General features: G+C 55.5%; 10 protein-coding genes. 4 read left to right on the forward strand and 6 right to left on the reverse strand.

Going from position 1 to position 13,194, the window contains the following annotated elements:
* Positions 1–438: 438 nt before the first annotated feature.
* The 3 genes from B2R17_RS12760 to uvrB all read right to left on the reverse strand — a co-directional run bounded on the left by B2R17_RS12760 (position 439) and on the right by uvrB (position 5,089).
* Complete coding sequence (locus B2R17_RS12760; protein ID WP_008665470.1) at positions 439–1,563, reverse strand: DUF932 domain-containing protein; 1,125 nt, start codon at positions 1,561–1,563, stop codon at positions 439–441.
* A gap of 60 nt (positions 1,564–1,623) precedes the next feature.
* Complete coding sequence (locus B2R17_RS12765; protein ID WP_286764281.1) at positions 1,624–2,805, reverse strand: DEAD/DEAH box helicase; 1,182 nt, start codon at positions 2,803–2,805, stop codon at positions 1,624–1,626.
* Positions 2,806–2,962: 157 nt separating this feature from the next.
* A complete protein-coding gene (gene uvrB / locus B2R17_RS12770) occupies positions 2,963–5,089 on the reverse strand; it encodes an excinuclease ABC subunit UvrB (RefSeq protein WP_008665474.1) in 2,127 nt (708 codons plus the stop codon).
* 82 nt (positions 5,090–5,171) lie between these two features.
* Here uvrB and B2R17_RS12775 point away from each other — a divergent pair, with 82 nt between their 5' ends.
* From B2R17_RS12775 to B2R17_RS12785, 3 genes are all read left to right on the forward strand, one after another.
* Entirely contained in the window at positions 5,172–5,807 is a 636-nt protein-coding gene (locus B2R17_RS12775; RefSeq protein ID WP_008658666.1) for a thymidine kinase, read from the forward strand.
* A 78-nt stretch (positions 5,808–5,885) separates the two neighbouring features.
* On the forward strand, positions 5,886–8,180 hold the full coding sequence (locus B2R17_RS12780; RefSeq protein WP_286764282.1) for a ribonuclease R family protein: 2,295 nt from the start codon (positions 5,886–5,888) through the stop codon (positions 8,178–8,180).
* Between the two features lie 91 nt (positions 8,181–8,271).
* The gene (locus B2R17_RS12785) at positions 8,272–8,991 is read left to right on the forward strand and encodes an SIR2 family NAD-dependent protein deacylase (protein ID WP_286764283.1); all 720 of its coding nucleotides are present in this window, start codon (positions 8,272–8,274) and stop codon (positions 8,989–8,991) included.
* Here B2R17_RS12785 and B2R17_RS12790 read toward each other — a convergent pair.
* On the reverse strand, positions 8,973–9,932 hold the full coding sequence (locus B2R17_RS12790) for an SRPBCC family protein (protein WP_286764284.1): 960 nt from the start codon (positions 9,930–9,932) through the stop codon (positions 8,973–8,975). The two genes, B2R17_RS12785 and B2R17_RS12790, sit on opposite strands and share 19 nt — an antisense overlap.
* Before the next feature lie 136 nt (positions 9,933–10,068).
* Complete coding sequence (locus tag B2R17_RS12795) at positions 10,069–10,764, reverse strand: endonuclease/exonuclease/phosphatase family protein (protein ID WP_286764285.1); 696 nt, start codon at positions 10,762–10,764, stop codon at positions 10,069–10,071.
* A 725-nt stretch (positions 10,765–11,489) separates the two neighbouring features.
* On the opposite strand from B2R17_RS12795, the gene B2R17_RS12800 reads away from it, so the two are divergent.
* A complete protein-coding gene (locus tag B2R17_RS12800; RefSeq protein WP_286764286.1) occupies positions 11,490–12,533 on the forward strand; it encodes a helix-turn-helix domain-containing protein in 1,044 nt (347 codons plus the stop codon).
* Here the strand turns inward: B2R17_RS12800 and B2R17_RS12805 are convergent.
* Positions 12,481–13,194 (reverse strand): hypothetical protein (locus tag B2R17_RS12805; protein ID WP_286764287.1); only part of this gene is annotated, 714 nt, incomplete at its 5' end. The genes B2R17_RS12800 and B2R17_RS12805 overlap by 53 nt on opposite strands.

Raw genomic sequence — 13,194 nt, forward strand, 5'->3', positions numbered from 1 at the left:
CACGCAAACCGCAAGGTGCGCTCGACTCGACCCAGCCGCCTTCGCTGATGATCGTATCCCTCAGGGGCGTTCCGACCCACAGCAAGGCGTAAGAAGCAATCAGAACAAGCCCGACCCCAGTGCCCAACGCGAGGGACAGCCTTCCAACCCCGGTTCGCCACATTGCGATATCGCGACCACCCCGCGGAACGAGCGGCTGATTCGGGTCGTGAAAGGACATCGGTACTCTTTGGAAAACGGGATGATTCAGGGAAGCGACCAGAACTCTCGAAAACTCAGCAATGACTTTAAACCCTTCGGCTGCTCAGCCCTGGATCATCCGCCGCGTTTCGCTTCATCGAAAATTCATCTCACAACCATTCCGTGTAGAGCACAGCGTCGTCCCGATTCAAGAGGAACCCGACGCTTCCCTTCTTTCATTTTTCTTCGGCCGCTTGTTCAGTTGCGGCTTTGGGCTGGCAATCCATCGTCGCTGGGGACGAAAAAAGCATCGAAATCGCCGCCCGAATCTCCAGTGCCCTCCAAGTCGTATTCTTCGGACACCAGAGACCCCAACCAAGCTTGGATCCGATTGGCTCCGTCGGCCTGCGAATGGTGCGTCGCCACTTCGCTGGCGTAGTTGATCAAATCGTAAACCCGAGCCTTGCTCGGCAAGATCCGGCGGCGTTTGTCACTCAGCGCGTCTAGATTTGCTAGCCCGTAAAGCTCATTCAGGTCGCCAGCAAGCGAACGAAACCGCCCGATCAATCCATCCTGCGTCAGTTGCTTGTCCCGACGCAGGGACTCCAACAACTCGTTCAATCGCAGACACTCGTGCACCGACGCCCATGAAGTCTGACTTGATTCGAATCGCTGTCGCAGGGCCGCATAGCCGTCGCCGTTGTCAAACGATTCAATCGCCCGGACAATGCAGTGTTCCATGTTCTTGCCGACCGGCACATCGCTGCGGAATGCCTTGGCGTGCCCGATCATTCCGTTGCTGCACACCAACCGCAGCATCGACAGAAACAGTCGGGGATGCCCATAGCCATCGACCGGGGTCTCCAAACAAAACCGGTCGCGGAACTGATCACCACCGATCGCGAATTGACGACTGCCACCGCGCGGCGCGTGTGTGCTCGTCACAACTCCATTGTGGTAGCGAATGTCTTCGCCACCATTGCCATCTAGCAAACTGCGAATGTCGTCGTAACGGATGATCGGTCGATTGGGATTCGTCACGGCCAACAATTGGTCCGATCGCTTCGACGAAGAACTCGGTGATCGAGCGATGCAGTAGCGAAATGTCACATCGTCTCGCTGTGACTGAATCCGCGAAAAGACTTCATCAGGACGGAAGTAGCGGAACACGTTTTCCGCGATTCCGAACCGAGTGAAGAACGATCGCCAGAACCGACGAGTGGCGACAACCGGCTGCCCATCAATTTCCAGTTCACGCAGACTGATCCGGCCACCGGGAGAACGATGCACAGTCCCGACTTGGATGTCGCCAACGCTGGCCAGTGCATAACTGAAACGAGGAGAGGTTTGGGATTCGCTTGAGATCGTTGATGAAGTCGACATGATTGGTTTCCGTGAATGGGGTCAAAAATTCGATTGAATGCGTGAACTGCGAGTCCGGTGCTAGCGAGCCAACCGGTGCATACGACGACGCGGCCGATGAGCGGCAATGAGTTTCGGCAGACTCACGTTGGCCTTTGCGACTCGCTGACGAGCAGCCATGGCCATCGCGTCCAACTGGCGGTTGCCAGCGATGCTTCGCCAACCGTATTCGGTCCACAAATACTGCTCGGCGGGGATCGCCGTTCGCATCATTGGGTGCCGTGTATGCCGACACTGAACGACCTGCTTGATCGGTTCCGATTCGCATTTGCGAAGAACACGTCCGGCCATTTGAATCGTGGTTCCCTGACCGCTTGGCCGACAGAACACGGTCTTCAACGTCGGACAATCAAAACCTTCGGTGAGGATCGCCATGTTGATCAACACGTCGGTATGACCTTCGATGAAGTCGGCCAACTGACGATCGCGATTCGTTTTCGCGGTCACCACATCGCTGCGAATCCCCGCTTCGTCCAACCGCGACTTCAGTTCGTCACACTGCGTTTGTTTGTGAAAGAACACCAGCGACTTCCCCCATCGCTCTGGTTCATCGATCAACAAGTCAGCCAATGACTGTGGCGTGTACTCCTCAATCGTGTAGTGGTGGTAGGCACTCAAAAACCCATCCGCGATCAAGTGAGCAATGCCCGCATCGCGAATCACATTTTCGAAACACAGTTTGACACGGTCGGTTCGATATGGCGTCGCGGACAATCCCAGCGTCCATCGCGGTTGAATTTGCCCATGCAAGTTGGCCATGCTTGTCGCCGCATCATGTTGTGCCTCGTCGATCACCAACAAATCCACATCCGGCGGTTCCTTGTCAAACATGCTGATCAAATGCATGTCGAGTCCAAACTGTCGACGAACGTTTTCCGCTTGAGCTTGGGCCAATAGATTTCTCCGCATCGCGACCCAACCGACTCGGATACCGAATGTGCGTTGCATGATCGCAGCGATGGCCAATCCCATCACCGTCTTACCGCTTCCGGTGGGACTTTCAATCAGAACGCTGGCTGGGCGTGAACCGCCCTGCCCTGCCCCGTCGAACTCAGAACAAGTTTCAGGTTCGCCACACCCAAACGCGTCGAGTGTTCGCCGGATGATGCGGTGTTGATACGGGCGGGGTTGAATTGCAAAGCCATCCAAATCCAAGTTGGAGGACGGCTCGGATGAGATCGCTGGCAAAATCGCAGTGGACATCGTGTTCCCTTTCAGCAGGTGTCAAAGTTGAACACCTGTAGTGATAGGGAAAGCTGTGACACGTTCGGTCACCGACCGGATGCGACGCCAAAACTTCGGTTTCAGTTGGAAATAATGCACATCGAAATCGAGGCGAATCCCTCGCCCCAGAGAGCACTCAGCCGCGTTTTGGCCGTGGGATTTTGGTGCCTTTGCTGGCTCCCTTTTTCTTCGCACCGCGGCGACCGCGGCCTCGGCCGCCTGATTTGCCCGCTGATTTTTCGTCGACGATTTCCACTTCGGACAGTGGTTTGCCGATGTGCTCCTTCAGCTGCAACACACGATCACGCAGACGAGCTGCTCGCTCGAACTCCAAGTCCTCCGCCGCAGCGAGCATCTCTTGCTCGAGTTTGTCGACGTACTCGATCGTGATGTAAATCGCTTCGCCGCTGTCCTGAGCCTTGCGAGTCGACTCCTTGTGGCTGGCCGCCTCGGTGTCGATGCCTTTGCGGATCGACTTGCGAACCGTCTTGGGCACGATCCCATGCTTGGCGTTGTATTCCATCTGAATCACGCGACGACGTTCGGTTTCGTCCATCGCCATTTGCATGGAATCGGTGACTTTGTCGGCGTACAGAATCACACGTGAGTTCGCGTTCCGAGCCGCACGGCCGATCGTTTGGATCAAACTCGTTTCGCTCCGCAAGAAACCTTCTTTATCCGCGTCCAAAATCGCGACCAGAGAAACCTCGGGAAGGTCCAAGCCTTCTCGAAGCAGGTTCACACCAACCAAACAATCAAACTGACCGGCCCGCAGTTCCTGCAACAAATCCACTCGTTCAAAAGCATTCAGTTCGCTGTGCAGCCAACGGCATTTGACGCCTTGCTCTTGGAAATAGGTCGCCAAATCCTCAGCCAATCGTTTGGTGAGCGCCGTGACCAGAACACGTTCGTCTCGCTCAGCACGGATGCGAACCTGCTCCAACAAATGCGTGACTTGTCCGCGAGCCGAAACGATCTCGACTTCCGGGTCGAGCAATCCCGTTGGCCGAATGATTTGTTCCACCACTTCGCCGCCCGTGCGTTCCAACTCGTAGTCGCTGGGCGTCGCACTGACGAAGCAGATTTGTCCGGTTCGTTCTTCCCATTCGTCAAATTTCAATGGCCGGTTATCGAGTGCACACGGAAGACGAAACCCGTGTTCGACCAAGGTGATCTTCCGGCTCCGGTCACCCGCGTACATCGCGCGAACTTGAGGCACGGTCACGTGCGACTCATCAACGAACGTGATGAAGTCTTTGGGGAAGAAGTCATAGAGCGTGTCTGGGGTCGCCCCAGGTTCTTTGCCAGACAGCGGGCGGGAATAGTTTTCGATGCCGGGACAATGCCCGACTTCGGCCAGCATCTCCAAGTCGAACTTGGTCCGCGCCGACAATCGCTGAGCCTCCAGCAACTTTCCTTGCGACTGAAAGATCTCCAATTGCTGAGTCAACTCTTCACGAAGAATTCGGATCGCGCGCTGAATGCGATCTTCCGGCATCACGAAGTGCTTGCACGGGTAGATGTAAAGATGCTCGACCGTTTTGATCGTCTCGCCGGAGGTTGGTTTGATCAGTGAAATCTTTTCGATCTCGTCGCCCCACATCTCAATCCGATAAGCGAACTCTTCGTAGCTGGGCCAAAGCTCGATCGAGTCCCCGCGAACACGAAATTTGCCGCGTTCGAATTGGATGTCGTTGCGTTGATATTGCAGGTCGACAAACTTCAACAGCAAGTGATCGCGGCGGGTTTGCTCGCCTTGATGAAGATCGACGACCAGTTGTCGGTAATCGTCCGGGGATCCCAAGCCATAGATGCTGCTGACCGATGCCACGATGACGACGTCGCGGCGGCTGACCAGGGAACTGGTGGTTGCCAATCGCAGCCGATCGATTTCCTCGTTGATCGAGGAATCTTTCTCGATGTAAACATCACGCTGCGGAATGTAGGCTTCGGGTTGGTAGTAGTCGTAGTAGCTGACGAAATAGTGGACGGCGTTGTTGGGAAAGAACTCTTTGAATTCCCCGTACAATTGAGCGGCCAATGTTTTGTTGTGGCTAAGAATCAACGCGGGTCGCTGGACCGACGCGATCACGTTGGCCATCGTGTACGTTTTCCCCGTCCCGGTGGCTCCCAGCAACGTTTGAGCGGTCTTGCCGCTTTGGATGCCTTCGATCAATTTGGCGATCGCAGCTGGTTGGTCCCCCGATGGCGGGAACGGTTGATGCAAATCAAAAGCGGCCGGCGCAAGTTTGGTGATGCTCATGCCAGCACTTTAGCAAACTGTCGAATCATTCGGCAAAGACCCTCCGCCTTCGATTCTCGCCCCTGAATTTCAACGCACTGCCATGGCGAAGCTGTATTTCTACTATTCCACGATGAATGCCGGTAAATCCACGGTATTGCTGCAGTCCAGCTACAACTATCGCGAACGCGGGATGAACACACTGATCCTGTCTCCCGAGATCGACACCCGTTTTGGCAGCGGCAAAGTCGCCTCGCGAATTGGCATCGAATCGGAGTCCGTTTCATTCAACACTTCGGACAATTTGCTGAACCTGGTTCGTAACGAAACACGCACCAATCCGCTTCACTGCGTTCTGGTTGACGAGGCTCAGTTTTTGACTCGAACCCAAGTGCGACAGCTCAGCGATGTTTGCGACGACCTGGACATTCCGGTGCTGGCGTATGGATTGCGAACGGATTTCCAAGGCAATCTGTTCGAAGGCAGCGAACACCTGCTGGCCTGGGCCGACACCCTGACCGAACTCAAAACGATTTGCCACTGCGGTCGCAAAGCCACCATGGTGCTGCGAGTGAGTGAATCCGGCCAGGTCATTCGTGACGGTGAGCAGGTTCAAATTGGGGGCAACGAACGGTACCAAACGGTTTGTCGTCTTCATTTCAAAGAAGCGATCTACCAACGCTCGGAAGACGAGCTTCCTTTGCTGGATTCAAACGAACCTCGCCAATCGGAACGCTGAAAACCTCAGATCAAATCAGCCACACCCGCGAACAACACGTCCTACCCCGCACGAGCCCCGGTCGACTATTCTGGGGCCATGCAAGTCTCACAAGAATTGATCGATCGCGTTCTGCGACTCGTTCACGCGGCGGAATACCGTCCCAGCAAACCCAAACAAATCGCCGCCCTTCTCGAACTGGACGCGGATGGCTATCGCGAAGTCCGCCGGGTGATCAAACAATTGGTCCTCGAAGGACGATTGATCTACGGCGGAAACCACTTGGTCGTCGCGGCAGCCGCCGTTGGTGGTCCCACCGACCAAATTCGCGGGACGTTTCGACGCGCCATGGGCGGCGGCTTCGGTTTCGTTCGTCCCTCCAGCGGCGGTGGCAATGCGGATGCGGATGTTCCCGAAGATGTCTTCGTTCCTCCGGGAATGACCGCCGGTGCCTTGGAAGGTGACCTAGTCGCCGTGACGATCGAACCGAGTCGCCGAGGCGGGATTGAAGGCAAGGTGGTCGAGGTGCTGCAGCGTGCGCGTCGTCAATTCACCGGCACGTTCTTTTCCTCCCCCCTGCCCGACCAACCTGGATCCGACACGCTCGAAGGTCCCGTCGTCTACCTGGACGGTGTGCACTACGAAGCTCCGGTCAGCGTCGGCGACGTGCGAGGGTTGCCGTTGCAAGACGGCGACAAGATCTTTGTCGAGATTGTCGACTTCCCCGATGAAGAATCTGGCGGTGGCGAAGCAGTCATTCTCGAACGCTTGGGAAGCAGCAAGAACCCCGCGATCGACACCCTGACGATCATGCGGCAATACGCGCTGCCCGATGAATTCCCAGAAGAGGTCTTGGACGAAGCGCGTGAGCAAGCCGATGCGTTCGACGACGACGTCGTGCCGGCAGACCGCAAAGACCTGACCGACATGTTGACGATCACGATCGACCCGTTCGATGCACGTGACTTCGACGATGCGATCTCACTACAACGTGAAAAAGGTCGATGGCGACTGTGGGTGCACATCGCCGACGTCAGCCACTTTGTTCCGCCCGGTGGAAAACTGGATGTCGAAGCGCGTCGTCGTGGAACCAGCGTCTATCTGCCCGACCGTGTGATCCCGATGATCCCCGAAATCATCAGCAATCACCTCGCGTCCCTTCAACCCGAACGCATGCGTTTGGTGAAGACGGTCGAGATCGAAATGCTGGATGACCTGACCATCACTCACAGCGAAGTTCACAACGCTGCCATCCGCAGCGACAAGCGATTCAACTACGAGCAAATCGACCAGTTCCTCGCCTCCCCCGAAGCCTTTCAGAAGGACTGGGGAGATCCAATTTGCGAACTGCTGAAGCACATGCACACGCTCGCGATGCAAATTCGCAAGCGTCGATTCAAAGACGGCGCACTGTCGATGGACATGCCGGACATCAAGCTCGAACTGGATCGAACGGGCAAGGTCAAAGGTGCTTACCAAACCGAGAACACCGAAAGCCATCAGATCATCGAAGAGTTCATGCTGCTGGGCAACGAAGCCGTTGCGACTTGGCTGGATGATCAAGAACTCAATTTCCTACACCGCATTCACGCACCGCCCGAACGCCGCAAACTGCGACAACTGACCAGCTTTGTCAAAGACCTCGGGCTGGGTTTTGACAACGTCGAAAGCCGCTTTGAAATCCAAGCGGTCTTGGACAAGGTCGCCGGCACCACGCTCGAAAACGCCGTCAACTTCGCTGTGCTGAAAAGCATGAGCAAAGCGGTTTACGGCCCACACCGTGAAGGACACTACGCGCTCGACAAAGAACACTACTGTCACTTCACCAGCCCCATCCGGCGGTACCCCGACCTCAGCGTCCACCGCTTGGTGCAGCGTCTGATTGAGAAGAAATCGACACCAGATGAATCCTTCGCAGAGTTGGTCAAACTCGGTCACGAATGCAGCGACGCCGAACGCAACGCCGCTCAAGCCGAACGCGAATTGATCCAACTGAAGTTGCTTCACTTCTTGAAAAAGAAACAAGGCGAAACGCTCGAGGCAGTGATCAGTCGCGTGTTTGCCGACGGCATTCACGCTCGCTGTCTGAAGCTTCCCGTCGACGGTTTCATCCCGGTCACGGAACTGCCCAGCGATCAATATCGATTCGAACGTCGCGGACAAAGTCTAACGGGCTTCAAATCAGGCAACCGGTTCCGACTGGGTGACCACCTGACGGTCCGAATCGGCAAGGTCGATCTGCAAGATCGACAGTTGTACCTCGAAGTCGTCAAGAACCACTCCGCGGCGAAAGATGACCAGCGAGGCTCATCTGGCAAAAAGTCGAAGAAGTCACCTCTGAGACATCAAAAGAAGTCCGATCGACGCGAAAAGAAAAAGCGACGTCGTCGGTAGATCAGAGGCTTATCGTCGCGAAACGACCGAAGGCTTGATTTCACGGTGGGATCCACCGTGCCACGGGTTTTGATTCTTTTCTATCGTTGCCATGAACGTTCTCATCCTCACCGGCGCAGGAATCTCTGCGGAATCCGGCATCCCAACCTTCCGCGACGCCAACGGATTGTGGGAAGGGCACGCCGTTGAAGAAGTCGCCACGCCTCAAGGATTCGCACGCAATCCCGATTTGGTGCATGAGTTCTACAACCAGCGACGCCGAGCGTTGCTGAACCCTGAGATCCAACCCAACCCGGCGCACGTCGCTCTGGCCGAATTTGAACGCGACCATCTAGACAATGGTCGCGGCGATTTCCTCTTGGTGACTCAAAACATCGACAACCTCCACCAACGTGCCGGCAGCCAAAACGTGCTGGCAATGCATGGTCAATTGCTGCAGGCTCGCTGTTTTTATTCCGAAGAGATCTTCGAATGGACCGGTGACCTGAGCGTCGACACACCGCATCCGGAAGATCCCGACAACGACGCCATGCGAGGTTGCTTGCGTCCCAACGTTGTCTGGTTTGGCGAGATGCCAATCGGACTGACACAAATTGAGAAGGGCGCAACAAAAGCCGATCTGTTCATCGCCATCGGAACATCCGGCGTCGTCTATCCCGCCGCCGGCATCGTGGCTCAAACGCCCCCGCACTGCCGCCGCATCGAAGTCAACTTGGACGATACGCCCGCCTCGAGTGCGTTCGACGAAACGATTCGTGGTGCGGCCAGCGTCGAAATCCCAAAGCTACTCGATCACTTCAAAGCGATGTAAACATCCGTGATCAGATCTTTGATGTCGGTTGTTTCCGGATCGTTGCGATAGACCTCACACCCGATCGCTTTGGCCATCTTCAGTTTTTTGTAGCGGATGTATTGAATCCCGCCCGACCACGCGTTGCCAAGATGAGCGTAGTCACCGACGTGCCGGACCAATAGAAACTTGCCGGCCGGAACAGTGTCCGCAACACAGCCTTCCGGCACGGGCGTGCCAGCATCGGCCAAATAACCCGCGGTGTAGTCGAACCATCTTTTGCGAAGGTCCGAGGTCGTGTGATACAGGCTGGCCCATTCATGAACGCGTTCGTCGTCCGCGTTGTAGTGCGGCTTGACTCGTTCCAACGTCTCAGTCATGTGACAACCGATGTCGTCCATCGTGCAACCACCACGTTGGCCGATGATCATGCGATCGGGCTCGTTGACCACACCTTTGACTTCAAGCTTTGAAAGCACCTCACCGGTTTCGACGAACTGCTTGAACATCAGTAACCCGCGTTCGTAGTCCATGCCCACGAACGTTTCCATCATGGATCGCATCCAAAACAGAAACCATGGCAACTTGCCTCGCATGTGCCAAGTGATTTTGGATCCCGGTCGACCATCCGTCATCACGGGATGAATTTCGAACTCCACTTTGGACTGCGACTTAAACGGCTTGATGAACGCCAGATCGGCCTGGACCGATGAGTTTGCCGATCGGCTCTGCGGGGCCTGAAGTTCGCGGTGGGTCATCGAACCCTCACCAACCAGCTCCCCCTTCCAGTGATACGTCGCTCCCAATTCATTTGACGGATCGCTGACGGTCACCTCCGCATCAGGATCGACTTGCAACCAAGGCGACCAGCGGGTCCAAGTCGAATAGTCTCTGACCGCGTCATAAACATCGCGTGTATCAGCGTCGATCGTTTGGGAACGTTGAATATGAAACGCGGGCATGGTGAATTCATCCCTTCAGGGTGGCTGACGTACCGAGGCGGATATCCTAGCAAAACCGCACAGGAACCGCGTTGCGATGGAATTTTCAATTGCCCGCGAACGCACTCCATCATCTTGCCCCCCGATTGAACGCCCGCTATTCGGGAATTGGCTCAGAATGCGTTTCCAATTCAATCTCGACCAGCAATGGTCGGTGATCCGAGGCGACAGGCTCATTCAGGACCTCCGACTCGACGATTCGCCACGAGTTTGCAGGATACATCGCAACATAGTCGAGTTGTCGGTTAGGCGAGCGAGCGGGGAAAGTCAGCATCGTATCGGATGTCGCGATCCGCCACTTCGTTTGCAGTGTTTGCATGGCGATTGAAGCCGGTTTCGTATTGAAGTCACCCGCAACAATGACCGGGGCATTTCCGTTGGCCAAGAGTCGATTGAGTTCAGTGGCTTGCTTCTCCCGCAGGTCGGAACGCGCGTGATGCAGATGCGTCGTCGCAAAACGCAACGGAGTTTCGTGGAGCTGCATTTCTGCCACCCCGACGATCCGGCGTTCCCGAATAGGATCACCGGGCAACCAATGCACTTCGAGCGATTTGATGGGATACTTTGACAGAACCGCTTGCCCATACTCGCCGCCGTCGTAGTCAATCTGCTTCGCGAATTTTCCGTGCAGACCGGTTCGAGCCGCAAGTGTTTCGACTTGATTGACCATCCCGTTTCGATGGGTGTTCTGATCCACTTCTTGGACCGCCACCAAATCAGGATCCACTGATCGGATGACGTTCGCCAAACGATCCAGATCGATTTTCCCGTCCGTTCCCCGACCGTGGTGCATGTTGTAGCTCAGAACCCTCAGCCGGATCATTGAACTGGTTGTTTGTTCTTGAGCGTGCACACTCGGCGAGCGCAACACAGAGGCAAACGATGCCAAGGCAATTGCGAGGAAGAGCATTTTCTTGACGAACAAAATCAACTTCCGATGCGCGTTGTTTGATTCAAAAAGCAAACCGTCCCACACGACTGAAACGGAACGTCGTTCGGTTGGACTCACCGCGACGTTTCGGGCGGAGGTTACTCCGGCTCGAGACATAAATCCACCGATCGTTGCGGTGTCCTCGTTGCCGGCGTCCACTTGCGTTGCAACGGGCCGATGAAAAGCATCAAGCAGATGACGCCTTCGTCTTTGCGGAGCCTATCGCGACAGCTCAGCCCAAAGACAGTGGCCGTAGAAAATTCCGCACCAGCCCGAAAATTGGGCTCAGTCAGAGATCAATTGGAGCGTTGAAGACGCGAGAGCATTTGAATAGGCTTCGATTCGCCGGTCAGCCAAGTTACACTGATGGACCCGCGACGGCCGTTGCCCCCCTCTGCTGGCCAGTTCGCAGGGAGTTCTGAAAACCAGTCGCTCACATGCGAGACGATGCCCCGTAATCGCATTGCGAATGACGATTCGCCTCGGATGGAGCGACTGGTAATCAAACGTTAGCTGCCGACAGAATTCCTGATGCGCAAAGTGGGCGCAAACGGCTTCGTTTTTTCAACAAGAAAATAGGTTTTGGAATGGCTCAGGCCAACGCTCAACTCAAGCAAGCTCGCCAAAGTTTAGGGTTGTCGCAGTTGCAGCTTGCGATGCGGGCAGGTGTCTCATCTCGGACGGTCCAATTCGCCGAATCCGGTCAAAATGTTTCGACCGGAACGATGCGGCGAATCGCAGGTGCATTGGGCATGCAGGCAGACCAATTGGTTCGAATCGATCCCGGCACCGGCCAAGATGGTTTCGCTGAACTTCCCTGGTCCGTCGCGGACAAATTCCGAACCAATCGCAACTTCGACGAAGGCAGCATGTGCCGCAACGAAGCCGACGTCGTCGACGTTGTCCGACAACTGCGAGAAAACTTCAGCGTTCAAATTCAGAAGTGGGGCACGACCCAAGATCAACAACAAGCGTTGCAGAAGAACTCAGCGATCGACGAGGTCTACTTCCGTTACGAACAACGGTACGTCGACCTGTGGCGTCGGAACCCAGGTTGCATTCGCTTGGACCGCTTTGAAGACACGGTCGGCGGAGTCAGCATTGTGCTGCCGCTGACGGCCGAATCCTTCCACGCATTTCGCGATGGAAAATTGGCGTGGCTCGATATCTCAGCGGACGATTTGGCGGATCAATCTCAGTACTTGCTTCTCGATTCGGTCACCGAGTTCACCAAGCAGTGTCGCCGGCCCTGGTACCAAGTCACTAAGTCGCTCAGCCTCATCACGTTCAACCAAGTCGCATCGTTGGCGGAGTCACCCAACCAATCCGACTTCGAGATGGTTTCGTTTTCCGCCAGTCCGTTGAACGAACGAAGACTGGGAACGATCGGCTTCATCCCAGAACCCACCAAGGAACCCGAATTCAGCTATCCGATCTATTGGTTCGGTGAAGACCCACGAATTCTGGGTAGAGAAGAATACTCCAGCTGGGCGACGTTCAAGCACTTCGCAATGTTGATCAAATCCGTCGACAAGGCTGGCCTTCGCCGACGAATGATTCGAAACCTCTTGTCGATGGTCAAGCGGCTGCAGCGACCTGCGGAGCATTCGTTCTCGCGTCAAGCTGCCTGAACGAGCTCGGATTCCACTTTGGCTTTTCCATCCAAGACATGCCGTCTTGTGACATAAAGTCAAAGTGCTCAACCGGCAAGCATGCCACTCCGCGTGGCAAAGCTGCCATCGCCGGCAAACTCAAACAGTTGATCGCCACCTCAGAATTCGAGGCTCGACCGCGACGCTGTTGCAACGCAACGACTCCGTCGCGATCGCTCAGATAGCCGGTGTAATTCCGCCAGTCGCCCGGTTGCCATTGATCGAGCCATCGTAGAGCACCGTCACAATACAGCGACGGATTGCCATGAATTCGATAGCCGTCTCCGCATGATTCGATACGATCATGGTTGGCTGTTCTTGTCCCTTGGAATCGAATGTGCTTGTTCAACGAACAACCATCATCCCGTGCGTCCAATTCCAATCGCGGATCGATTAATTGATAGATAGGACGCGACTCAGAATCACGATGCATCGACGCCATCAGCGTGTGATCCAACTCGGCCACTCCGTAAGCCTGCAAAACCGTGAGCCGGCAACCACGTTCGGCCAACCAAGCTTCAACGCTACTTTGCAAAGAGGCCGGCAGAGGGTAGCCGCCTGTCGCCCATAGCAATTCGCTTGGCCAATCCATTTGAGTATCCATCGCCTGCAGCAACAAATCTGCTCCCGCCAAAGGCTG

This window comes from Rhodopirellula sp. UBA1907 (genome assembly GCF_002337565.1).
GTDB lineage: Bacteria > Planctomycetota > Planctomycetia > Pirellulales > Pirellulaceae > Rhodopirellula > Rhodopirellula europaea.